This window comes from Amnibacterium endophyticum (assembly GCF_042680685.1).
GTDB classification, from domain to species: domain Bacteria; phylum Actinomycetota; class Actinomycetes; order Actinomycetales; family Microbacteriaceae; genus Amnibacterium; species Amnibacterium endophyticum.
In genome coordinates this window covers 1-21510 of record NZ_JBHUEA010000009.1, presented here as the reverse complement: position 1 = coordinate 21510, position 21510 = coordinate 1, and the positions used below count along the sequence as shown (strand labels likewise).

The 21510-nt window shown below is 75.7% G+C and carries 22 protein-coding genes and 1 riboswitch; of the genes, 11 read left to right on the top strand and 11 right to left on the bottom strand.

Annotated elements, in window-relative coordinates:
- Window positions 1–4: 4 nt before the first annotated feature.
- Together ACFSBI_RS07355 and ACFSBI_RS07350 are read right to left on the bottom strand one after the other, a co-directional pair.
- On the bottom strand, window positions 5–1174 hold the full coding sequence (locus ACFSBI_RS07355; protein ID WP_377933536.1) for an extracellular solute-binding protein: 1170 nt from the start codon (window positions 1172–1174) through the stop codon (window positions 5–7).
- A 62-nt stretch (window positions 1175–1236) separates the two neighbouring features.
- Window positions 1237–2358 carry a TIGR03364 family FAD-dependent oxidoreductase gene (locus ACFSBI_RS07350; RefSeq protein WP_377933534.1) on the bottom strand — a complete coding sequence of 374 codons (1122 nt, stop codon included), beginning with the start codon at window positions 2356–2358 and terminating at the stop codon, window positions 1237–1239.
- A gap of 163 nt (window positions 2359–2521) precedes the next feature.
- On the opposite strand from ACFSBI_RS07350, the gene ACFSBI_RS07345 reads away from it, so the two are divergent.
- On the top strand, window positions 2522–3232 hold the full coding sequence (locus ACFSBI_RS07345; protein ID WP_377933532.1) for a phosphonatase-like hydrolase: 711 nt from the start codon (window positions 2522–2524) through the stop codon (window positions 3230–3232).
- Between the two features lie 104 nt (window positions 3233–3336).
- On the top strand, window positions 3337–4713 hold the full coding sequence (gene phoA, locus ACFSBI_RS07340; RefSeq protein ID WP_377933531.1) for an alkaline phosphatase: 1377 nt from the start codon (window positions 3337–3339) through the stop codon (window positions 4711–4713).
- Window positions 4714–4903: 190 nt separating this feature from the next.
- On the opposite strand, the gene ACFSBI_RS07335 is transcribed toward phoA, so the two are convergent.
- On the bottom strand, window positions 4904–6781 hold the full coding sequence (locus ACFSBI_RS07335; protein WP_377933529.1) for a glycosyltransferase: 1878 nt from the start codon (window positions 6779–6781) through the stop codon (window positions 4904–4906).
- Between the two features lie 69 nt (window positions 6782–6850).
- Complete coding sequence (locus tag ACFSBI_RS07330; RefSeq protein WP_377933527.1) at window positions 6851–8038, bottom strand: DUF6716 putative glycosyltransferase; 1188 nt, start codon at window positions 8036–8038, stop codon at window positions 6851–6853.
- A gap of 73 nt (window positions 8039–8111) precedes the next feature.
- Between ACFSBI_RS07330 and ACFSBI_RS07325 the strand changes: the two genes are divergently transcribed.
- Genes ACFSBI_RS07325 through ACFSBI_RS07310 form a run of 4 tightly spaced genes read left to right on the top strand, consistent with a single transcriptional unit; the run spans window position 8112 to window position 11195 of the window.
- Window positions 8112–8768 carry a hypothetical protein gene (locus ACFSBI_RS07325; protein ID WP_377933525.1) on the top strand — a complete coding sequence of 219 codons (657 nt, stop codon included), beginning with the start codon at window positions 8112–8114 and terminating at the stop codon, window positions 8766–8768.
- Window positions 8765–9163: a hypothetical protein gene (locus ACFSBI_RS07320; RefSeq protein ID WP_377933523.1), complete on the top strand. Its 399-nt coding sequence runs from the start codon at window positions 8765–8767 to the stop codon at window positions 9161–9163. Before ACFSBI_RS07325 ends, ACFSBI_RS07320 begins: the two co-directional genes overlap by 4 nt.
- Window positions 9160–10323 carry a cytidylyltransferase domain-containing protein gene (locus tag ACFSBI_RS07315; protein WP_377933521.1) on the top strand — a complete coding sequence of 388 codons (1164 nt, stop codon included), beginning with the start codon at window positions 9160–9162 and terminating at the stop codon, window positions 10321–10323. The genes ACFSBI_RS07320 and ACFSBI_RS07315 overlap by 4 nt, the downstream gene beginning before the upstream one ends.
- Window positions 10320–11195: an N-acetylneuraminate synthase family protein gene (locus ACFSBI_RS07310; RefSeq protein ID WP_377933519.1), complete on the top strand. Its 876-nt coding sequence runs from the start codon at window positions 10320–10322 to the stop codon at window positions 11193–11195. The genes ACFSBI_RS07315 and ACFSBI_RS07310 overlap by 4 nt, the downstream gene beginning before the upstream one ends.
- Window positions 11196–11349: 154 nt before the next feature.
- Here the strand turns inward: ACFSBI_RS07310 and ACFSBI_RS07305 are convergent, their stop codons facing one another.
- Together ACFSBI_RS07305 and ACFSBI_RS07300 are read right to left on the bottom strand one after the other, a co-directional pair.
- Window positions 11350–12672 (bottom strand): polysialyltransferase family glycosyltransferase, encoded by a 1323-nt coding sequence (locus ACFSBI_RS07305; protein WP_377933518.1) that lies wholly within the window; start codon window positions 12670–12672, stop codon window positions 11350–11352.
- Window positions 12672–13628, bottom strand: coding sequence for a glycosyltransferase family 2 protein (locus ACFSBI_RS07300; protein WP_377933516.1), 957 nt, complete (start codon window positions 13626–13628; stop codon window positions 12672–12674). The genes ACFSBI_RS07305 and ACFSBI_RS07300 overlap by 1 nt, the downstream gene beginning before the upstream one ends.
- Before the next feature lie 113 nt (window positions 13629–13741).
- Between ACFSBI_RS07300 and ACFSBI_RS07295 the strand changes: the two genes are divergently transcribed.
- From ACFSBI_RS07295 to ACFSBI_RS07285, 3 genes are all read left to right on the top strand, one after another.
- Window positions 13742–14281, top strand: coding sequence for a bifunctional nuclease family protein (locus tag ACFSBI_RS07295; RefSeq protein WP_377933514.1), 540 nt, complete (start codon window positions 13742–13744; stop codon window positions 14279–14281).
- A gap of 17 nt (window positions 14282–14298) precedes the next feature.
- A complete protein-coding gene (locus ACFSBI_RS07290) occupies window positions 14299–15084 on the top strand; it encodes an SDR family NAD(P)-dependent oxidoreductase (RefSeq protein ID WP_377933512.1) in 786 nt (261 codons plus the stop codon).
- A 105-nt stretch (window positions 15085–15189) separates the two neighbouring features.
- The gene (locus tag ACFSBI_RS07285; RefSeq protein WP_377933510.1) at window positions 15190–15441 is read left to right on the top strand and encodes a hypothetical protein; all 252 of its coding nucleotides are present in this window, start codon (window positions 15190–15192) and stop codon (window positions 15439–15441) included.
- Window positions 15442–15547: 106 nt separating this feature from the next.
- Here ACFSBI_RS07285 and ACFSBI_RS07280 read toward each other — a convergent pair whose 3' ends face one another.
- Together ACFSBI_RS07280 and ACFSBI_RS07275 are read right to left on the bottom strand one after the other, a co-directional pair.
- The gene (locus ACFSBI_RS07280; RefSeq protein ID WP_377933508.1) at window positions 15548–16375 is read right to left on the bottom strand and encodes an SDR family NAD(P)-dependent oxidoreductase; all 828 of its coding nucleotides are present in this window, start codon (window positions 16373–16375) and stop codon (window positions 15548–15550) included.
- Window positions 16375–16629: a hypothetical protein gene (locus ACFSBI_RS07275; protein ID WP_377933506.1), complete on the bottom strand. Its 255-nt coding sequence runs from the start codon at window positions 16627–16629 to the stop codon at window positions 16375–16377. Before ACFSBI_RS07275 ends, ACFSBI_RS07280 begins: the two co-directional genes overlap by 1 nt.
- A 121-nt stretch (window positions 16630–16750) precedes the next feature.
- Here ACFSBI_RS07275 and ACFSBI_RS07270 point away from each other — a divergent pair, with 121 nt between their 5' ends.
- Entirely contained in the window at window positions 16751–17158 is a 408-nt protein-coding gene (locus ACFSBI_RS07270; RefSeq protein WP_377933504.1) for a DUF3054 domain-containing protein, read from the top strand.
- Window positions 17159–17171: 13 nt separating this feature from the next.
- On the opposite strand, the gene ACFSBI_RS07265 is transcribed toward ACFSBI_RS07270, so the two are convergent.
- Window positions 17172–18086, bottom strand: coding sequence for an aldose 1-epimerase family protein (locus ACFSBI_RS07265; RefSeq protein ID WP_377933502.1), 915 nt, complete (start codon window positions 18084–18086; stop codon window positions 17172–17174).
- A gap of 188 nt (window positions 18087–18274) precedes the next feature.
- On the opposite strand from ACFSBI_RS07265, the gene ACFSBI_RS07260 reads away from it, so the two are divergent.
- The gene (locus ACFSBI_RS07260) at window positions 18275–19123 is read left to right on the top strand and encodes a bifunctional 5,10-methylenetetrahydrofolate dehydrogenase/5,10-methenyltetrahydrofolate cyclohydrolase (protein WP_377933500.1); all 849 of its coding nucleotides are present in this window, start codon (window positions 18275–18277) and stop codon (window positions 19121–19123) included.
- 43 nt (window positions 19124–19166) lie between these two features.
- Here the strand turns inward: ACFSBI_RS07260 and ACFSBI_RS07255 are convergent, their stop codons facing one another.
- Window positions 19167–19808 carry an MOSC domain-containing protein gene (locus ACFSBI_RS07255; protein WP_377933498.1) on the bottom strand — a complete coding sequence of 214 codons (642 nt, stop codon included), beginning with the start codon at window positions 19806–19808 and terminating at the stop codon, window positions 19167–19169.
- A gap of 26 nt (window positions 19809–19834) precedes the next feature.
- A complete protein-coding gene (glyA, locus tag ACFSBI_RS07250; RefSeq protein WP_377933496.1) occupies window positions 19835–21118 on the bottom strand; it encodes a serine hydroxymethyltransferase in 1284 nt (427 codons plus the stop codon).
- A gap of 33 nt (window positions 21119–21151) precedes the next feature.
- Window positions 21152–21232, bottom strand: a riboswitch (ZMP/ZTP riboswitch).
- Window positions 21233–21510 lie beyond the last annotated feature (278 nt).

Genomic DNA, 21510 nt, shown 5'->3' with positions numbered 1-21510 from the left:
GGCCTCAGTTGACGGCCTTCGACCAGCCGGACTTCAGCACGCCGGCGGCCTTCGTCGCCTGGTCCGCCGTCAGCTGCACGAGCGTCGACGGCGGCTCGCCGACCGACTTCAGCACCGACTCGTCGACGCTGCCGTCCTTCTGCATCGCCGCGAGGGTCGCCGGGTAGGCGCCCGCCGCCAGGTACAGGTTCTGCACCTCGGGCGAGTAGATCCACTCCTGCCACAGCCGCGCGGCGGCCGGGTGCGGGGCGTTCTTGTTGATCGACTGGTTGTAGTAGCTGCCGATCGCGGTGCCCGGCAGGATCACGGTCTTCCAGCTCGGGTTGCCCGCGGAGCCGCCGGCGGCCCCCCAGGCGACGTTGTTGAACGACCACTGGATGACGACGGGCGTCTGGCCGGAGTTGACCGTCGCCTGCGTCGGCAGGACGGAGATCATGTTGCGGGCCTTCTTCAGCTTCCCGAAGAAGTCGATGCCCGGCTGCACGTCGTCCGCGGAGCCGCCCGACTGCGCCGCCGCGAGGTAGACCGCGCTCGCGGCCTCGTTGGCCTGCGTCGGGTCGCCCTTGATGGCGACCTTGCCCTTGTACTCGCTGCCGAGCAGGTCGTCCAGCGAGGTGGGCGCCTTCACCTTCGACGAGTCGTAGCCGATCGACATGAGGCCCGTGTAGTCGTAGTACCAGAGGCCGTCGGCGTCCTTGTAGTCGGTCGGGATCCTGTCCCAGCCGGCGACCTTGTAGGGCGTGAAGAGCGCCTTGTTCTCGTCGAGGACCGCGGTGCCGATGTCGACGACGTCGGGCGCGTTCGAGCCGGTGCCCTGCGACTTGATCGCCGCGACCTCGTCGGCGGAGGACCCGTTCGGGTTCTGCGAGGTGATCGTGATCCCCGGGTACTTCTTCTCGAAGCCCGCGATGATCTTCCCGTAGTTCGCCCAGCTGGGCGGCAGGGTGATCACGTTCAGCTTGCCCTCGGCCTCGGCGGCCTTCACGAGGCCGTCCATGCCGCCGAAGTCGGCGGCGCTGGTGGCCTTCGCGGCGTCCGCCTTCGAGACGCCGCTCGACGCGGTCGTCGCGCCGGCGGCGCCGGAGCAGCCGGACAGCCCGGCGGCGGCGAGCGTCACGAGCACGGCGGCCGCCGCGGCCCTCGTGACGCGACGGGTGGACAGGGTGCGGTGCATGGTTCCTCCGGTGGGGGGACGGACTCGGCGGTCGCCGACCCCGCGGGTGCTCGTGCGGCAAGTCATGCCGCGACGAGGGTCGAGGTGAGGACCCGCTCGGCGAGTCCCAGGGCGGTCGTCATCCCGATCCCGCTCGTGACGGAGACGACCTGCACCCCGTCGCGCGGCTGCGCGACGAGGAAGGGGGTCGGCGCGGAGGCGTAGACGCCGCGCCAGCGGCGGCGGACGACGAGGTCGGCGCCGAGGAGCCGGGCGGCCTCGGCGAGCACCAGCTCGTCCGATCGCTCGTCCTCGAACGGGTCCTCGGTGACCCCGTAGTGGTGGGTGTCGCCGATGACGAGGCGTCCGTCGGGGCGCTGCGTCAGCATCAGGTTCACGACGTGCTCGAGCAGCGCGGGGTGCTGCTCGAGCACCTCCTCGCGCACCCGCCGCGCGGACGGCTGAGAGGTCAGGCCGTCGTACCGCAGCATCGAGGTGCCCGTCAGCAGGGCGGGGCCGACGGCGGCGCCGCCGGGCGCGTCGACCTCGAGCATCCGCAGCCGGCACCGCGTCAGGCCGTGCTCGTCCGCGGTGTCGGGGAAGAACCGGTCGACGTCGTGCCCGACCGCGAGCACGGTCCGGCCCGCGCGGATGCGGCCGCGGGTCGTCGTCACGACGCCGTCGCCGGCGTCCCGCACCGCGGTGCGCCAGCGGAACCGGACGCCGAGCCGCTCCAGGTGGGCGGCGATCGCCGGCAGCGCGGTCGGCGCGTCCACCCGCAGGTCCTGCACCAGGTGCAGGGCGCCGACGACCCCGGACGGCGCGAGGCCGAGCAGCCGGGCGGCCTCGCCCGGCGTCAGCGAGCGGACCGCGTCGCCGCGCTCCTCGGCGAACTCGTTCAGCACCGCCTGCTCGGCGGCGGACCGTGCGACGAGCACCGTGCCCGCCCGGCGCACCTCCAGCCCGGCGTCGCGCCCGAGGTGCAGCCAGTGCTCACGCGCCGCGAGCGCGATCGGGAGCACGTCGCCGCCCTGCGCGGTGGTGCACACGTGCCCGAAGTTGCGGACGCTCGCGCCGACGGCGTAGCCGTCGCGCTCCACGACGACCACCGTCATCCCGGCGCGGACCGCGTGCCAGGCGTGCGCCAGCCCCACGATCCCCGCACCGACCACGACGAGGTCGGCGCCCAGGTCCTTCTCGGTCACGGATCGGGATCCTGCAGGGCCGGGACCCCCTGGGACGGGGGTGTCGGCGAGTGCTCCGCCACTGTTCTCCTCCGCGTCACCTGGGCGGCCCCGGAGGAACTGCGCGTGAACAGCCGATGACGGCATCCGCGGACGGGGGCCTCCGGCGTCAGACTGCGGAGCCGTGCCGCGCCCCGCCGCCCTGCCCCCCGTCCGTCTCGCCGCGCTGGACATCGCCGGCACGACCGTCGACGAGGGCGGGGTGGTCTACGCGGTGATGCGCGACGCCGTGGAGCGGGACACCGGGCGCTCCGTGCCCGACGCCGTGCTGTCGCGCTGGAGCGGGACGGGCAAGCGCGAGGGCATCGAGGGGATCCTGACGGCGCTCGGCGAGGACACCGGCCGGACGGACCGGATCTTCGACGCGTTCTCGGCCGATCTCGACGCCGCCTACGCCGCCGACCCGCCGTCCCTGCTGCCGGGGGTCCGCGAGGCCGTCGACGCGATGCGCTCCGCGGGTGCCGCGGTGGTGCTGCAGACCGGCTACACGCGGGAGGTGGCGCAGGACCTGCTCGAGGTCGTCGGCTGGCGCCTCGGCGAGGACCTCGACGGCCTCGTCACCGTCGACGACGTGCGTCGCTCACGCCCCTCCCCCTACCTCGTCTTCCGCGCCATGGAGCTGGCCGACGTGCAGGACGTGCGCGAGGTGCTCGTCGCGGGCGACACCGCGAACGACCTGCTCGCCGGGACGAGGGCGGGCGCCGGCCGGGTGGTCGGCGTGCTCACCGGCGCGCACACCGCGGCGGAGCTGGGCGCCGTCCGCCACACGCACCTGCTCGACGGTGTCGCCGACCTGCCCGCCGCCCTTGGGCCGGACCTCTCGGGTCTCGAGTGATGGTTCACCCGCAGGACACCTGCGGTCCGGCGAGTCGTTCGATCCAGCAGTGACGGTTGCCATGGCTCGCTGACGCGCAGCCCTGAACACGATCAGGAGACGCCATGAGATCCCCCCGAACCCGCCGCCGCATCGTCGCCGTCGCGGCCGCCGGCACCGCAGCCGTGCTGCTGGCCGGCGCTCCCGCCATCGCCTCGAGCCGGCACATAGACGGCACCGCCGCCGCGCGGCACGAGATCGTGGGCGGCAAGGCCCGCAACGTGATCCTGCTGCTCGGCGACGGCATGGGCGACAGCGAGATCACCATCGCCCGCAACTACCAGGTCGGCGCGGACGGCCGGCTGGCGATGGACACGCTGCCCCTGACCGGCGAGTACACGACGTACGCGCTGGACAAGGACACCGGCAAGCCCGACTACGTCACCGACTCGGCCGCGTCCGGCACCGGCTGGGCGACCGGCACCAAGACCTACAACGGCGCGATCTCCGTCGACCTGCAGGGCAAGCCGCTGCGCACGATCCTCGAGCAGGCGAAGAAGGCCGGCTACCGCACGGGCAACGTGACGACCGCCGAGGTGCAGGACGCGACGCCGGCGGTGCTCGAGTCGCACGTCGTCAGCCGGGACTGCAAGGGCCCCGTCGCCACCACCGCGTCGTGCGCGGTGAACGCGAAGGAGAACGGCGGCGCCGGCTCCATCTCCGAGCAGGAGGTGGCGACCCGGGCGGACGTGCTGCTGGGCGGCGGCGCCAAGTACTTCGACGAGAAGATCACGGCGGGCAGGTTCGCCGGCAGCACGGTCCGCGAGTCCGCGAAGCGGTCCGGCTACCAGCTGCTCAGCACGGCGGCCGACCTGCAGGCCGTCAGCGCGAAGTCGAAGGACCCGGTGCTCGGCACCTTCGCCTCGGGCAACATGGACCTCGAGTGGGTCGGCCCGAAGCCGACGCGGACCGGTACCCCGGCGAGCACCTGCTCCGTCAACACGGCCCGACCGGCCACGCAGCCGCACCTCTCCGACATGTCGGCCAAGGCGCTGCAGATCCTCGACGCGCGGTCGAAGCACTCGAAGAAGGGCTTCTTCCTGCAGATCGAGGGCGCGTCCATCGACAAGCAGGACCACGCCGCGAACCCCTGCGGCCAGATCGGCGAGACCGTCGAGTTCGACCGCGCCGTGAAGCTGGCGCTCGACTACCAGAAGCGGCACAAGGACACCCTGGTCGTCGTCACGGCCGACCACGGGCACACGAGCCAGATCGTCGAGGGGCCGACCCTCGGCTACACGGCGACGCTCACCACGCACGACGGTGCGCCGATGACGATCAGCTACGCGACGGCGGACATCGCCGGCTCGCAGCAGCACACCGGCACCGAGGTCCGCATCGCGGCCAAGGGGCCGCAGGCGGCGAACGTGCTCGGCATCACGAACCAGACCGACCTGAACACCACCTTCCGGCGGGCGCTGGGACTGCCGTCGGGTCGCTGACCCGCTGACGGAGAGGACGGGGGCGGTGCCGAGGCACCGCCCCCGTTCTCGCGTCCCGGGGCCTCGCGTCCGGCGCCCCCGCGATCGCCCGCCGGCAGGTCAGGACTGCCGCCTCGCAGCAGGAGACGCGATCGACGGGCCTCCTGATGGAGGGCGGCGCTTTCGGCTGCAGGGCGACGCGAGCCGGGCGTCAGGACGCGAAGTGGCGCACCCACGCCTCCGGGGACGCGAGCGCCGCCGCCTCCGCGCGGTAGGCGCGCGCCAGCGCCGGCCAGCGCCACCAGAGGCGCCAGTGCAGCCGCACGCTCGCGAGCAGCAGGCGCCGGAAGCGGCGGCGGTCGCGGCGGAGCCGGAAGTAGGCGGCGCCGTCGGCCGTCGGGGCGAAGACGTCGTCGAACGACGGCAGCACCCACCAGGTGCCTCGGCCGACCGGCAGGCGCTCCGCCGCGTCCCCGCGGACCGGGGCGACGAGGTGGCGCACGAGGTGCAGCAGCGTCCAGGCGATCAGGCGGCTGCCGCGCGGGGCTTCGACCGGGGCGAGCGGCCGGTCGGCGGCCGGCGACACCGCCGGGTCGACCTCGTCGACCGGCACCCGCTGCTGGTCGGCCGCCGTCGCCGACAGGGTGAGCAGCCGGTGGACCTCGCTGGCGGGCTCCCGTCCGAGGCGTCCCGGGCCCGCCAGCACCGCCGCGAGCCCCTCCTGCCGCCGCTCGACCGCGAACGCCTGCAGCGCGAGCAGCTGCTTCACCTCGATCGCGAAGCCCGACAGCAGCACGCCGGTGCGCAGCCGCGGGCCGCCGTGCAGCAGCGCCGCGACGAGCCGGTTGCGGGCGTGGAAGAACGCGGGCCAGCCGCGGGCGTCGTCCTTGATGCGCCACGACTCGTGCCAGACGGCCGCGCCCTGCAGGCTGACGGTCTCGAACCCGGCGCGGCGGGCGCGCAGCGCGTACTCCGCGTCGTCCCACTTCAGGAACAGCGGCAGCGCGTAGCCGACCGTCCGCACCGCCTCGAGCGGCAGCAGCGCACCCCACCAGCCGGCGAAGTCCGCCTCGGGCTGGCGGTGCAGCCGGGGCTGCTCGGCGACCGGGTGCGCGGCGACGTCCACACCGGCGGGAGCGCCGTCGGCCGGCCCCCACCAGAAGGTGCGCGGCACGATGCGCTCCGCCGCCGCGTCGAGCACGCCGGGGCGGCCGGCGTCGAGCATCTGCAGCCCGACGATCTCGCGGCCCACCGCGCGGCGCCCGAACTCGATCGCCCGGAGCAGGGCCGCGGGCTCGACCAGCACGTCGTCGTCGAGCAGCAGCACGAAGGCCGCGTCGGGCTCGCCGAGCGCCTCGTGCATGACGCGGGAGTAGCCGCCGGCGCCGCCGAGGTTCGGCAGCCGGACGACGTCGAGCAGCGCCGTCGCGGCTGCACCGACCTCGGCGCGGAGGGTCGCCCCGACGGGCTCCGGGGCGTGGTCGACGACGACGTAGCGGGCGACCTGCTCGGCGAGCGCCGGGGCGGCGGCGACGCGCAGCAGGTTGCGCGCCACGTCCGTCGTGCGGCGGACGGTCGGCGAGCCGAGCACGACGGAGCCGGGACGCGCGGCGACGTCGACGTCCCACCCGGCGTCGAGGAGGCGCACGTCGTCCGCCCCCGCCTGCAGCGTGAACCAGACGAGGCCCGTCCCGGGCGGCAGCGCCACGGTCAGGCGCTCCTCGATCCCGGGTTCGAGCAGGCGCTGGTGGGCGACCTCGCCCGCGCCGGCCCGGTCGGACCGGTGGACGGCGAGCAGCGCGGGCGCGTCGACCACGACGCGCAGGCGGACGGCCGTGGCGCCGGTGCGCGTCCGCCACAGGTGCGCGGGGAACGCGTTCGCGTACGCCCCGAGATCGGCGAGCGCGCCGGCGGGGACGACGAGCGCGTCCCGGGGCCCGACGCGGGTGTCGACCTGCGGCCCGCGCAGCGCGCCGTGGGCGTAGAGCCCGAGCGGCGCGGCGGTGGCCGCGGGCGGGCCGACGACGTCGTGCACGCGGGACCACCCGGCGCGCAGCGCGGCGGGGTCCTGGACGGGGAGGGGCTCCATGGGTCCGCCGACGGTAGGCGCCGCAGGCGTCCGGCCGGGGGTCGAGAGGTGACCGGGAGGTGAACGCCGTCAGCGCACCAGCACGGCGAGCGCGCGCCGCAGGCCGCCCGCGGCGATCCGCCGGGGCGTGAGGCGGCGCCGCGCGGAGCCGAACGACGCCCGGGCAGCCTCGGTCTCCCGCCGGGCGCGGTGCACGCCGGAGTCCCACAGCGCGTCGTGCAGCCGCGGCGCGTCGCCGGCCGCCACCGCGGCGAGGCGCTCGGCGAACCGCTCCGCCGGCGCGAGCCCGTCCGCGGCCGGGAAGACGTCGGCCAGCCACTCGGGGTGCGGCTCCCCCAGCTCGTCGCGCTCGATCTGCTCGAAGCGGCGCAGCAGGCCCGACGGCAGCAGCGGCGGGTTCAGCGAGCCGTCGTCCACGCGGTCGGCGACGAAGGCGACCCGGGTGCCCGCGGCGACGGCTTCGAGCGCCGCGGTGGACGAGACGGTGAGCAGCAGGTCGACCGCGCCCGCCTGCCGGTCGATCGGGGTGTGGTCGATGCGGAGGTTCGGCGGCAGGTCGCGGGACGCGGCCCAGGTCTCGGGCGCGACGCGCATCCGGTGGAAGGTGTCCTCCCCGGGCCGGTGCCGCGGCTTCAGCAGCACCTGCCGGTCCGGATGGCGCTCGGCGTACCGCAGCAGGCGGTCCCACAGCAGCACCCGGTCCGCCTCCTGCCGCGGCACGGTCGGCTGGTCGGCGAGCAGCACGGTGCGGATCGGCCCGCGGCGCGGCGCGGCGGGGGCCGCGGGCAGGAGCGCCAGCCCGGTCAGCAGCAGGTTGCCGTCGGGCAGGCCCAGCTCGGTCGCGGCCAGCCGGAAGGCGGCGTGGTCGGTGCGGGAGTTCACGGCGAGCACGTCCGCGAGCGACCGGCCGAGGTAGCCGCTCACCGTGTCGTAGAGCACCATGCCGACGTACCCGGCGCCGAGGACCGGCCGTCCGCCGGTGGCGTGCACGTCGCGGAAGAACCGCTCCACGTTCGGGCCGTCGAGCACCGGGACGGCGACGTCCGCCGCGGCGGCCTCCGCGACGAGCTGCGGCCAGGCCGCGGTGCGGACCGGCCGCTCGGTGACCGCGCGGATCTGCGCGTCGCCGAGGCGGTGCGCCGCGACCGAGGTCGGGGCCACGAGCCGTGGCTCGATCCCGCGGGCGGCGAGCGCCTCCGCCAGCCGCGAGGCCCACTTCAGGCTCGAGTCGAATCCGGTGATCAGCACGGCGTGCACGGCGTCCTCCAGGCGGTCGGGCGACGCGCACGATAGCCCGGGCGGGTCACGCGCCGTGGCTACCATCCGCGCCGTGCCCGCCGCCGTCCCCGACCAGGCCGCGATCCTGCGCGCCCTGCTCGCCGCCCGCTGCGGCGACCGCGCCCCGCGCGAGATCGCCGTCGTGGGCAACGCTCCGCTGCCGCCGTCGGCCCTGCGGGCGCGGCGGATCGACGCTGCGGGCCTGGTGGTGCGGATGACGACCTTCGCGCTCGACCGCGCGGAGGCGGCGGTCGGCCGCCGCACCGACGCCGTCGTGCTGCACCGGGCCGTCGTGCCCGGCCCGGACACCTTCGCCGACCACGGCCGGCGCCTCTACCTGCTCGCGGAGCCGGGGCGGGACTTCTTCGAGCCGGAGGCCCTCCCGCCGTGGTGGCCGACGGACCTCGAGCTGGTGCCGGTCTCGAACCGGGCGTTCACCTCCCGGACACGCGCCGCGCTGCGGATGGGCCCCGCGGACATCGCCTGGCCCACCACCGGGACACTCGCCGTTCACCTGGTGCACCGACTGTTCCCGCATGCACGGATCCTGCTCGCCGGCTCGAGCCTCGTCGGCCGCCCGTCGCGCTCCGCGCACCTCGATCACCACTGGGGGCCCGCGGTGCGCCTGACCCCGGAGCACCGGCTGCACCGCGAGCGCCGGCTGCTGCACCGGTGGCGGCGTGCCGGCTGGCTGGAGCCGCTGGCATGAGCGCCCGCCGGCTGATCGGCCCGTACTGGCAGCTGCTGCGCGCCCGCCGCCCCCGCGCGGCGGTGCGGCTCGAGGATGCGACGCTCGCCGCCCGCGGCCCGGAGGCGCTGGTGTCGGAGGTGCGCGCGCTGCGGACGCGCGTCGCCGAGCTGGAGCGCGACCACCGGCTGCTCGCCGCGCACGTCGCGGCGCTGAGCGAGCAGCGGGCCGCGGCGGGCGCCCGCGAGGACGACCGGGGAGCCCGCGAGCGGGCCCGGCTCGCCGCGATCGCGGGCTACGAGCAGCGCATCGGCGACCTCGAACGGCGGCTCTCCGGGCCGCGACGCGCCCTGCGGCCCCGATCGCGGGTGTCCATCGCGGGAACATCGGATGAACGAGGGAGCCGGGCCTCGTGACCGCCTCCGTCGTCGCCGTCATCCCCGCCCGCGGCGGCTCGAAGGGCGTGCCCGGCAAGAACGTCGCCCGAGTCGGCGGGGTGCCGCTGGTCGCCCGCGAGATCGAGCCGGCGCTCGCGGCCGGCGTCGCGGACGTGCGGGTCTCGACGGACGACGACGCGATCGCCGCGGCCGCCGTCGCCGCCGGCGCCCGCGTCGTGCAGCGGCCGGAGGACCTCGCGGGCGACACCGCCAGCAGCGAGTCCGCCCTCCTCCACGCGCTCGACGCGATCGAGGCGGAGGGCGTGCGCCCCGACGTGCTCGTCTTCCTGCAGGCGACCTCGCCCTTCATCGAGCCCGAGCCGCTGCGCCGGGCCGTCGCACGGGTCGCCGCCGGCGAGGCCGACAGCGTCTTCTCGGCGTTCGAGACCTACGCCTTCCTCTGGCGTCGCGGCAGGGACGGGGCCACCGGCGTCAACCACGACGCCTCCTTCCGCCCCCGTCGGCAGGACCGCGAGCCCCACTTCCAGGAGACCGGCGCCTTCTACGTGATGGACGTCGCCGGGTTCCGCCGGGCGGGCTTCCGGTTCTTCGGCCGCGTCGGGATCGAGGAGGTCGACGCGGACCGCGCGCTCGAGATCGACTCCCCCGACGAGCTGCGGCTGGCCCGCCTGCTGGCCCCCGCGCTCGACGCGCGGCCGGCGGCGATCCCCGCCGGTGCGCTCGTGACCGACTTCGACGGGGTGCACACGGACGACGCCGCCGTCGTCGGCGACGACGGGCGCGAGTCGGTGCGCGTGAGCCGCTCCGACGGGATGGGCGTCGAGCGCCTGCGGCGCGCCGGCGTGCCGGTCCTGATCCTCAGCAAGGAGCGCAACGCGGTCGTCGCGGCCCGGGGCGCGAAGCTGCAGGTGCCGGTGCTGCAGGGCGTCGAGGACAAGGCCGCCGCGCTCGGCGCGTGGCTGGCGGAGCGGGGCGTCGACCCCGCGGAGTGCGCGTACGTCGGCAACGACGTGAACGACCTGACGGCCATGGCGCTCGTCGGCTGGCCGGTCGCGGTCGCCGACGCGCACCCGGACGTCCTGGGGGCGGCACGGGTCGTCCTCACCAGACGGGGCGGCCACGGCGCCGTCCGCGAGGCGGCGGAGCTGGTGCTCGCCGCGCAGGAGGAGGAGAGATGAGCGACTCGCTGCAGATCGGCCGCTGGACGGTCGGCGAGGGGAGCCCGGTCTACGTGATCGGCGAGATCGGCCTGAACCACAACGGCGACGTCGAGATCGCCAAGAGGCTGATCGACGTCGCCGCGGTCGCCGGCGTGCAGGCGGTGAAGTTCCAGAAGCGCACGCCCGAGATCTCGACCCCGCAGCACATGCGGGACGTGCCGCGGGAGACGCCGTGGGGCACGATGACCTACCTCGAGTACCGCTACCGCGTCGAGTTCGACCGGGAGCAGTACGCGGAGATCGGCGCCTACGCCGACAGCCGCGGCCTCGACTGGTACGCCTCCCCCTGGGACGTGCCGTCGGTCGACTTCCTCGAGGACCTCGACGTCGTCGCGCACAAGGTCGCGTCGGCGTCGGTGACCGACGAGGAGCTGCTGCAGCGCCTCGCGGAGACCGGCAAGCCGGTCATCCTGTCCACCGGGATGTCGACGATCGAGCAGATCGACCGGGCGGTGGAGATCCTCGGCACCGACGGGCTGCTCATGCTGCACGCCACCAGCACCTACCCGCTGCCGGCGGAGGAGGCGAACCTGCTGATGATCGAGACGCTGAAGCAGCGCTACGGCGTCCCCGTCGGCTACTCGGGCCACGAGCCCGGCCTGCAGATCTCGGTCGCGGCCGTGGCGATGGGCGCGGTCGCGGTGGAGCGGCACATCACGCTCGACCGCGCCATGTGGGGCAGCGACCACGCGGCGTCGCTCGAGCCGCACGGCCTGATGACGCTGGTGCGCGACATCCGCATCGTCGGCGAGGCCCGCGGCGACGGCGTGAAGCGGATCTTCCCCGGCGAGCTCGCCCCGCTGTCGAAGCTCCGCCGCGTCGGCGCCTGAGGCGACCCGACCGGCGCCTCGAGACCGCCGTCGTCCACGGGCGGGGGTGGTCTCGAGGCTCCTTCGTCGCACCTCGACCGACGGTGCGGGACGCGGGCGGCGCGGGCCTCGAGCGACGTCCTGAGGCTCTCGAAGGGACCGCCGCGGCCCGCGGTCAGCGGGTGAGGCGGCGGCGGAGCGCCGTTCCGGCGCCCAGCGCCCGCTCGGCCATCGGGGAGGTCCGCGCGAAGGCGGGCCCGGAGAGCGCGACGGGCCAGCCGCCCGGGAGGGCGAGGCGCCGCAGCCGCTCCCGCGGCACCGCCGCCGCGTAGGCCGCCGGGTCCTCCGCGAGCGCCGCGGCCGCGTCCTCGCGCCACTCCGGGTGCGCGCGCCACTGCATCGCGTAGCCGACCGTCCGAACGAAGCGCTGCAGGGCCGCGTGGTCGGTGAGGTGCGCGGGCCGGCCGTCCGCGCCGGGCAGCCAGCGCTCGACGATCGCGAGCGGCACGCGGTTGCTGTCCTCGAAGCGCGGCAGGGCGGCCAGCACCCGCTCCGCACCGAGGGACGCCGCGGGCACGCTCCAGTAGCGGGCGGCCGTGACGAGCCCGGTGGAGAAGCAGCCGAGCACGAGCTCGGGCGGCCGCACCGCGCAGAGCGCCTCCGCCGGCACCGGGTCGGTCAGCAGCACCACCCGGGCGCCGGGTGCCGCCTCCAGCGCCGCGTCGAGGGCGTCCGGCGGCGCGCTCGGATGCGGCTTCACCGCGATGAGGCGGTGCCCGGCGGCAGCGGCGGCGCGCACGAGGTCCGCCATGAGCGCCGCCTCCGCCCGGTCGCTCAGCAGGCCCAGCTGGGCGAGGTACTGCCCGAGCACGAGCGCGTACGGCTCGTCGGGCACCGTCGGGCGCGCCGCGGCCGCGACCTCGGCGACCACCGCGCGGAACGCGTCCGCGGGCACCGCCTCGGCGGGCACCCCGTACTCCGTCAGCAGCAGCGGCTCGAGCCCGGGCACGAGGTCGAGGTGCAGCACCCGCCGCACGCGGGAACCCGCCTGGGGCGGCAGCGGGTCGCGGGTCGGGCCGTAGCTCATCAGCCCCTCGGCGTAGACGGTCGCCGCCGACCCGCCGAAGACGTTCAGCAGGCTGCGGGAGGGCGGTGCCTGCACCGACTCGACGACCAGCTCGACCGCGGCGTCGACCGGAAGGCCCATCGCCGCGCGGAGCAGTCGCTCGAACAGCGGCTGCTCGCCCTGCCGCGGGCGGAACGCGGCCGGGTGCACGGGGGCGAGCAGGTCGTTCAGCGAGAGCACCCGGTCGAACCGGCCCAGCAGGGAGTCGATCCCGGGCGCCTCGTCGGGCCGGCTCGCGACCTCCGGCACGGGGGTGTTGACGCTGACGAGCAGCAGCCGCTCGTCGACGGGCTCGAAGCAGCCGGCGTCGATCGCGGCCGCGAGCACCATCAGCTGGTACGAGGTCGACGCCTCGAACAGCTGCACGCGCATCAGGCGAGCCCCCTCAAGGCCGCGACCCGCTCCGGCACGAGCGTCGCCACCGCCTGCCGCACCAGCGGTGCGGGCAGGCCGCGCAGCGTGGCCCGCGCCCGCGCCCGGAAGCGGCGGTGCACGAGCGGGTGCAGGCGGGCGCGGCTGACCTCGTGGTGCGCGACCAGGTCGACCACGCACCGCACGAGCTTCGGCCGGAACCGCTCGAGCGCGGGGTCGGCGTCGAGGTCGCGTCCGACGGCCTCGTAGGCGTCGAAGAAGTGCAGCTGGCGCTCGTCCCCGATGGCGGTGAGGGACCCGGCGACCTCGCGGCGGTAGCGGTAGCCGGGGGCGTCGACCACGGCGAAGCGGTCGGCGTGCAGGTGCAGTCGCCAGATCGTCATGCGGTCCTCGGCGGTGCGGATGGCGGGGTCGACGTCGAGCAGCCCGCGGTCCGCGAGGCGGCGGTCGTAGACCCCGGCCCAGAGGTTCGGCGCGTCGACCGCCGAGAGCGTGCCGGGCCGCGTCCCGATCCCCTCGTGCGCCGGCAGGGGGCGGTCGCGCCGCCCCTCGGGCACCCGGCGCAGCGACCGGCGCGTCCCGGTCACCTGCAGGTGGTCGCACCGCACGAAGTCGACGTCGAGGCGGCGGATCGCCGCGACCATCGCCGGCAGGTGCCCCGGCGCCAGCCAGTCGTCGGCGTCCACGAACGTCACGTACCGTCCCGCCGCCTCGCGCAGCGCGGCGGCGCGCGCCGCGACCACGCCCGAGGGCTCCGGCATCGTCAGCACCCGCACGCGCCCCCGCATCGGACGGAAGGCCGCGAGCAGCCGCGGCGTCGCGTCGGTCGAGCCGTCGTCGACGAGCAGCCACTCGGTGCCCTCGTCGTCGTTGCGCTGCGCTGCGGCGAGCGCGACGGGCAGGTGCCGCGCCGCGTCGCGGCAGGGCACGATCACGGAGAGGGTCGTCGCAGGCATCCCGCCGCACGGTATCGACGGCGGCGCCGCCGTCCCGGCGCCTCCATCGGCTGTTCACCCGCTCTTCGCCGGGCGTCCGCACGGGCGGCCTGCCTAGCCTGGGGCGGACCGACGTGACTCTGCTGGAGGTGCCCGTGGTCCCCGTCCGCGTCATCGGCCTCGCCGTCGACAGCCGCATGCAGCCCGTGGTGCTGCTCACCCCGCTCGACGTGGGCGACGGCCCTCGCGTGATGGTGCCCATCTGGGTCGGGACGCAGGAGGCCGCGTCCATCTCGGTGGCCGTCAACGGGGAGGACACGCCCCGGCCGCTGTCGCACGACCTGATGCGGACGCTGCTCGAGTCCGTCGGCGCCTCCGTCGACCGCGCGGACGTCACCCGCATCGAGGACGGGACCTTCTACGCCGAGCTGCGGCTGACGACCCGCGACGGCCCCGTCACCCTCGACTGCCGGCCCTCGGACGCGATCGCGCTCGTCTCCCGCATCGGCGCGCCCCTGTTCGTCGCGGAGTCGGTCCTGAGCGACGCCGGGGTGCTGGAGGAGGTCGACGAGGACGAGGCGGACGACGAGCCGGACCCGGCGACCGCGGAGGAGAAGGTGGCGGAGTTCCGCCGGTTCCTCGACGACGTCGACCCCGAGGACTTCCAGGGCTGACCGGTCACCATCGCGGGATGGCAGCGCAGCGGGTCGTCCTCGTCACCGGCACGTCGAGCGGGATCGGCGCCGCGACCCGCGCCGAGCTGGCCGCCCGCGGCTGGCGCGCCTTCGGCAGCTCCCGGCACGCCGACGGGTCCGACCCGGACGTGCTGCGGCTCGACGTCACCGACGAGGCGAGCGTGCGGGAGGCGGTCGCCGGGCTGATCGCGCGGACGGGACGGCTCGACGCGCTCGTGAGCAACGCCGGGGTCGACCTGACCGGCGCGATCGAGGAGACGAGCACCGCGGAGGCCGAGGCGCTCTTCGCGACGAACGTGTTCGGCATGCACCGGGTCGTGCGCGAGGCGCTGCCGCACCTGCGCGCCGGCGGCGGCCGGATCGTGGTCGTCGGATCGATGGGCGGCCTCGTGCCGGCGCCGTACGAGGGGTTCTACGCCGCGACGAAGCACGCGGTCGAGGCGTACACGGAGACCCTGCGGTTCGAGGTCCGGCCCCACGGCGTGACCGCGTCCGTCGTCGAGCCCGGCTTCGTGCGCACCGACCTCAGGGCGGCGAGGACCGAGGCGCGGCTCCGGCTGCCGGAGTACGCGCGGGCGCGGCGCCGCACCGCGCGGGTCTGGGACCTCGGCGTGCGCTTCGGCATGCGGCCGGAGCGGGTCGCCCGAGTCGTCGCCGACCTGCTCGAGGACGCGCACCCGCCCGTGCGGCGCCGGGTCGGCCTGCACGCGAGCGCGCTGGTGACCCTCCGCCGCGTCGTGCCGCCCGGCCTGTTCGACGCCGGGATGCGCCTGCTCTTCTGACGACCCACCCCGACATCGGCGGCCGTCGCGCCGTCCCTGCGACGTCGGTATGAGGACGGGAACGGGGGCGGGCGAGTCGCGCCGCCGCCGGTTACGCTCACCTGCGTGGCAGGACGGCACGTCAAGCGGGAAGCGCCGGAACCGGGCGACGAGGTCGTCGTGGAGTTCGTCGACGCGCCCGTGCCGGACACCCGGGAGATGATGGTGATCCCCGCCGCGGGCCTGCCGCTCCGGCTGCAGCGCGACGGCGTCGAGTACGCGCTGACCGAGGGGCACGAGGGCGACCCCGTCCGCTACGACTACTACAGCGTCGAGCCGGAGCCCCAGCCGCCGCTGCGCCGGCGCCGCCGCCCCTGACCCGCGGCCGCCGAACGACGGACGCCCGCCCGCTCGACGGAACGACACGCCGACCTGACCGCACCGTTCGGGCGGAACTCCGTCGTTCGGAAGTCGTCCCTGGTGCTCAGTAGGGGGTGTCGCCCCCGTCGGCGTTCACGGCCTGGCCGCGGACCGTGCGCGCCGCGTCCGAGAGCAGGAAGACGAAGACCTGCGCGACCTCGGCGACGGCAGCCCTGCGGCCGAGCTGGCCCGCGACGAGCTCGTCCAGGACCTCGTCGGCACGCCCGCCGACCCGGGCCGCGTACACCTCCGCGACCTCGCGCAGCATCGCCGTGTCGAGCCCGCCGGGGCACACGCAGTTCACGTTCACGTCGTCCGCCGCGAGCGCCTGCGACAGCATGCGGGTCATCGAGATCACCGCGGCCTTCGACGCGGAGTAGGCGAGCGAGTCGACGTGGCCGACCTTGCCCGCCTCGGACGCCGTGTTCACGATCGAGCCGGGGCGCCCCGCGGCCCGCATCCGCCGCGCCGCGGAGGCGGCGACCAGGTAGGAGGCGGTGACGTTCACCGTCATGAGCCGGGCCCAGTCCGCCGCCGGGATCGCGAGCGGGTCGTGGTGGAGCACGATGCCGGCGATGTTCGCGACGCCGTCGACGCCCTCGAGCCCCTCGTCCGCAGCCGCGACGACCGCCTCGGCCGCGTCCGCGTCCGACAGGTCCGCCGCCGTCCAGCCCGCCGCGCCGAGCGCGGCGACCCCGGCGAGCGGCTCGTCCTCCAGCCGGTCCGCCAGCCAGACGGTGCCGCCGGCGGCGACGACGGCCTCCGCCACGGCGCGGCCGAGGCCGCGCGCAGCCCCCGTGACGAGGACGCGCCGGCCGCGCAGCAGCGCCCCCTGGTCGGCGAGCCGGACGGGCAGCGCGCCGTGCGGGCCGCTGGTCGCGAAGCGGCCCATCAGCCGGCGAGCGGGCGGGACTCGGCCTGCGGGAACGCGATCGACCGCGAGACGAGCCACAGGTCCGCCTCGTCGACGACGCCGCCGGAGGCGGTGATGGCGGCGCTCAGCAGCAGATAGGTCAGCTCGACCTGCTCGTTGCCCCACGCGCGCAGCACCACGTCGTCGACCACCGCGCCGGTCGTCGCCGTCAGGTGCGCGTCGATCGCGTGGATCCGCGACCGCTCCTCGTCCAGCTGCTCGATCGGTGCCACGGATCGGAGTGTATGCGTCGCGGTCATCGGGCGGACACGTCCCGTTCACGCGCCGTGTCGCGCCCGGCGAGCCGCGCACGACCCGGTCCGCGCGGACCGGGGATGGTGCGAGGATCGGCGGGTGGACGACCGCGTGCGCACCGTGACGGCCGCCGTGGTGGACGCCCTGCTGGTCGCGCTGTTCGTGCTGATCGGGCGCGCGAGCCACCGGGAGGACCAGAGCGCCTTCCTCGTCACGTACTGGCCGTTCCTCGCGGGTCTCGCCGTCGGCTGGCTCGCCGCCAGGGCGTGGCGCGCCCCGTTCGCCGTCGTGCGGACGGGACTGCCCGTCTGGGCCGCGACGGTCGCCGTCGGCATGGTGCTGCGGGTGGCGAGCGACCAGGGCGTGCAGGTCTCGTTCGTGGTCGTGGCGGCGATCGTGCTCGCCGCGTTCCTGCTCGGCTGGCGCGCCGTGCTCGTGGCCGTGACCCGCGCCTCGCGGCGCGAGCGGGACCGCACCGGCGCGGCCGCCGGGCGGCGCGGCCGCTGAGCGCGCCCCGCGCTCACGCGAGCAGGCGGATCCCCCAGTCCACGACCCACTGCTCGTCCTGCTGCAGGTGCACCAGGCCCTCGCCCGAGTTCAGCGCGTCCGGCGGGCAGGTCATCGGCTCGATCGCGACCGCGTCGATCACGCCGTCCTCGGTCGCGTAGACGTCGTTCGTGAACACCTGGGCCCACGCGAACGCCGGGTCGGCGTGCAGCTCGACGGTCCGCCCCGCCGGGTCGCTCAACCGGTGCCGCACCCGGCCGTCCTCGATCGTCAGCCCCGTGTAGGCGGTGTCGAGCCGCAGGTCCGCGAGGGAGGCGCCGCCGCGCAGGTCCTGCGGCCGTCCCTCGACGGCGACCTCCCGCACCGGCAGGCTGCGGTCGTCGGTCTCGAGCATCCGGTCACCGGAGACGGTGACGACGAGGTCGCGCATGGGGACGTCGCCGAGGCAGAGGTACGGGTGGCAGCCGACGCCGACCGGCGCGACGCCGTCGCCGTCGTTGCGGACGCCGTGCGTCACCGCGATCCCGTCCGCGGTCAGCTCGTAGCGCACGGAGGTCTCGAGGTGGAACGGCCAGCCGTGCTGCGGGAACACCCGCGCCGACAGCGTGATCGCGGAGTCCGAGCGGTCCGTCACCCGGTACCCGGTGTTGCGGAGCAGGCCGTGGATCGCGTTGCCCTTCGACGGGTCGGTGAGATCGAGCTGCTGCGTCCTCCCGTCCAGCGTCCACCGGCCGTCCCGGACGCGGTTCGGCCACGGCACGAGCACGAGCCCGGACCCGCCCGACGGCAGCGCGTCCGGCGGGTACTGCTGGATCAGCTCCAGGTCGCCGACTCGGAGCCGGCGCAGGCTCGCGCCGAGCTCGGTGACGGTCGCCGAGACGCCGCCGAGGGTCAGGACGTGCTGCTCACCGGTCGCGGGGACACCCATGCCGCGACCCTAGGAGCCGCACCTGAGCCCCGGGCGGCGGTCCGCCGATCGCCGCCGCCGCGGCGCCCGGCGATCGGGCGCGGTACCGTGGGCCCGCGACCGGCGCGGGTGGGTCACCACCGGGGAGCTCCCGGCGCCGACGTGGACCGCCTGCGCGTCGGCGCCTCTCGACGACGTGTGGAGGGCTCGTGGCCGCAGGACTGATCGACGGGGCCGCGCTCGCGGCGGAGACGCTGGAGCGGATCGCCGCGACGGTGCACGCCGCGGTCGAGGCCGGCGCCCGGCCGCCGTGCATCGCGACGGTGCTGGTCGGCGGCGACCCGGCGTCGCACACCTACGTGCGGATGAAGGTGCGGCGGGCGGAGCGCGCGGGGCTCGCGACGCGGCGGATCGACCTGCCCGCCTCCACCACCACCGAGCGGCTCGTCACCGTCATCCGCAGCCTCTCCGCCGACCCGGAGGTCGACGGCATCCTGCTGCAGCACCCGGTGCCCGCGCAGGTCGACGAGCGGGCCGCGTTCGAGGCGATCGCGGTCGACAAGGACGTCGACGGCGTGACGCTCAGCTCGTACGCCCGGATGGCGGAGGGCGCGGCGGGCTTCTCGTCCGCGACGCCCGGCGGGATCCTCCGCCTGCTCGACCGCTACGACGTCGACGTGCGCGGCATGGAGGCGGTGGTCGTCGGCCAGGGCCCGATCCTCGGCCGCCCGCTCTCGGCGCTGCTGCTCGCCCGGGGCGCGACCGTCACCTCCTGCCACCTGCTCACCCGGGACCTGCGCAGCCACGTGGAGCGCGCGGAGCTGCTCGTCGCGGCAGCCGGTCGTGCGGGCCTGATCCCCGGCGAGTGGGTGCGGCCCGGCGCGGTCGTGATCGACGCCGGCTACAGCGACGGCGGGAAGGGCGACGTCGACTTCGAGGGCGCGAGCGAGCGGGCCCGGCTGATCACGCCCGTGCCCGGCGGGGTCGGACCGATGACGATCGCGACGCTGCTCGACCAGACCGTCGCGGCCTGGCGCGCGAGCACTTCCATCTCGTAGGCGGATCTCGGCGTCCCGCCGAGATCTGCCTACAAGATGAAGATCACGAGCGGGCGCGGACGCGCTCCCGCAGCCAGTCCGCCTCGTCCTCGGGCAGGAAGCCGGCGTCGAGCACGACCGCGGCCGCCCTGGCGTCGCCCATGAAGGCCCGGAAGGTCTCGGGCAGGTCGACGTCGTGGCCGGCCCGGGACTCGACCTCGATCGCGTCGCCCGGCCGCACCGTCCCCGGCGTCACGATCGACAGGTAGGCGCCGGTGCGGCCGACCTCGGTGAAGGTGCGGAGCCAGCCGCGCTCCCCCATCCGCGCCGCGAAGGTCGCGCAGGGCAGCCGAGGGCCGGTCACCTCGAGCACCACCTCGTCGCCGACGCGCCAGCGGTCGCCGACGCGCGCCGCGTCGACGTCGATCCCGACCGTCGTCAGGTTCTCGCCGAACCCGCCGTCCGGCACCGCGCGCCCGAGGCGCCGCTCCCAGCCGTCCAGCTCCTCGCGGGCCACCGCGTAGACCGCCTGGCGGTCGCCCCCGTGGTTCTCCACGTCGCCCACGAAGTCGCCGACGAGCCCGCTGCCGAGCCCGCCGTCCTTCGGGCCGGGCGCCCGCAGCTCCGCGGCGTCGACGGCCCGCTTGTGGAACCCGGTGACCCCGACCCGCTTCGCCGTGCTCGGCTCCGCGGCTCCGACGTTCACGGATCGGACGCGGGCCGGGGGCGTCGTCACAGGCCCGGGTAGAGCGGGAAGCGGTCGGCCAGCGCGTGCACCTGCCCGCGGAGCGCCGCGGTGTCGGCGCCGGGCTTCAGCGCGGCGGCGAGGATGTCCGCCACCTCGCGGAACTCCGCCGCCCCGAAACCGCGGGTCGCGAGTGCGGGCGTGCCGATCCGGATGCCGGAGGTGCGCATCGGCGGGCGCGGGTCGAACGGCACCGCGTTGCGGTTCACGGTGATGCCCGCCTCGTGCAGCAGGTCCTCCGCCTCGCGGCCGTCGATCGGCGAGTCGCGCAGGTCCGCGAGCACCAGGTGCACGTCGGTGCCGCCGGTGAGCACGTCGACGCCGGCCTCGCGCGCGTCCGCCGTGGTGAGCCGCTCGGCGAGGATGCGGGCGCCCTCGATGGTGCGCGCCTGGCGCTCCTTGAAGCCCTCGGTCGCCGCGATCTTGAACGCGGTCGCCTTGGCGGCGATGACGTGCATGAGCGGCCCGCCCTGCTGTCCGGGGAACACCGCCGAGTTCAGCTTCTTCGCGTACTCGTCGTCGCGGGCGAGGATCAGCCCGGACCGGGGCCCGCCGAGCGTCTTGTGCACGGTGGTGGAGACGACGTCGGCGTGCGGGATCGGCGAGGGGTGCAGGCCCGCGGCGACGAGCCCGGCGAAGTGCGCCATGTCCACCCACAGCTTCGCGCCGACCTCGTCGGCGATCTCGCGGAAGGCGGCGAAGTCGAGCTGCCGCGGGTACGCGGACCAGCCGGCGATGATGACCGCCGGGCGGTGCTCACGGGCCGCGTCGCGGACCCGGTCCATGTCGATGAGGAACGTCTCGGGGTCGACGCCGTACGCGTACGCGCCGTAGAGCTTGCCCGAGAAGTTCAGCTTCATGCCGTGCGTCAGGTGGCCGCCGTGCGCGAGCTCGAGGCCGAGGATCCGGTCGCCCGGCTGCGCCAGCGCGGCGAGCACGGCCGCGTTCGCCGTCGCGCCGGAGTGCGGCTGCACGTTCGCGTAGCCGGCGCCGAAGAGCGACTTCGCCCGCTCGATCGCGAGGTTCTCGGCGACGTCGACGACCTCGCAGCCGCCGTAGTAGCGGCGGCCCGGGTAGCCCTCCGCGTACTTGTTGGTCAGCACGCTGCCGGCCGCGGTGAGCACGGAGCGCGGCACGAAGTTCTCGCTCGCGATCATCTCGAGCGTGTGGCGCTGCCGCTCCAGCTCGTCGTGCAGCACGGCGGCGATCTCCGGGTCCACCTTCTCGATCGGCGCGTCGACGACGGAGGGGCGGGTGGCGGTGTCGGTCATGTGTTCGCTCCAGGAGGCGTGGTCGGGACTGGAGGCGCGCACCCAGGCGAACGGTGCGGACCCGTCAGTCGCTCCCCGATGGTGACCATCCGAACGCCAGTCGCGACGGCTCGAGTGTACCGAGGAGGGAGCGCGGGGCCACCGTCGCGACGATGCGGCGCCAGCGGCCGACCCGCTCGGCCGCGGTGTCCACCACGAGGCGCACGTCGTCGGCCCGGATCGGCACCGGATCGGGGCTGTACGCCTGCCGCTCCGAGGCGGCGCGCACGCGGTCGAGGGCCGCGAGCGGCTCGCCCGCTCCCCCGAGGTGCCGTGCGACGACCTCCTGCACCCCGCGCGGGCTGCGCCCGCGGCCGGTGTCGAGCCCGAGGTCGGCGAGGCTGTCGATCAGC

Bases quoted from the DNA above. Each gene is read 5' to 3' on its own strand.
- ACFSBI_RS07320 (WP_377933523.1), top strand. From the start codon at position 8,765: ATGAGCGCCCGCCGGCTGATCGGCCCGTACTGGCAGCTGCTGCGCGCC.
- ACFSBI_RS07300 (WP_377933516.1), bottom strand. From the start codon at position 13,628: ATGCCTGCGACGACCCTCTCCGTGATCGTGCCCTGCCGCGACGCGGCG.
- ACFSBI_RS07265 (WP_377933502.1), bottom strand. From the start codon at position 18,086: ATGGGTGTCCCCGCGACCGGTGAGCAGCACGTCCTGACCCTCGGCGGC.
- ACFSBI_RS07355 (WP_377933536.1), bottom strand. From the start codon at position 1,174: ATGCACCGCACCCTGTCCACCCGTCGCGTCACGAGGGCCGCGGCGGCC.
- ACFSBI_RS07280 (WP_377933508.1), bottom strand. From the start codon at position 16,375: ATGGGCCGCTTCGCGACCAGCGGCCCGCACGGCGCGCTGCCCGTCCGG.
- ACFSBI_RS07290 (WP_377933512.1), top strand. From the start codon at position 14,299: ATGGCAGCGCAGCGGGTCGTCCTCGTCACCGGCACGTCGAGCGGGATC.
- glyA (WP_377933496.1), bottom strand. From the start codon at position 21,118: ATGACCGACACCGCCACCCGCCCCTCCGTCGTCGACGCGCCGATCGAG.
- ACFSBI_RS07335 (WP_377933529.1), bottom strand. From the start codon at position 6,781: ATGGAGCCCCTCCCCGTCCAGGACCCCGCCGCGCTGCGCGCCGGGTGG.
- ACFSBI_RS07305 (WP_377933518.1), bottom strand. From the start codon at position 12,672: ATGCGCGTGCAGCTGTTCGAGGCGTCGACCTCGTACCAGCTGATGGTG.
- phoA (WP_377933531.1), top strand. From the start codon at position 3,337: ATGAGATCCCCCCGAACCCGCCGCCGCATCGTCGCCGTCGCGGCCGCC.
- ACFSBI_RS07310 (WP_377933519.1), top strand. From the start codon at position 10,320: ATGAGCGACTCGCTGCAGATCGGCCGCTGGACGGTCGGCGAGGGGAGC.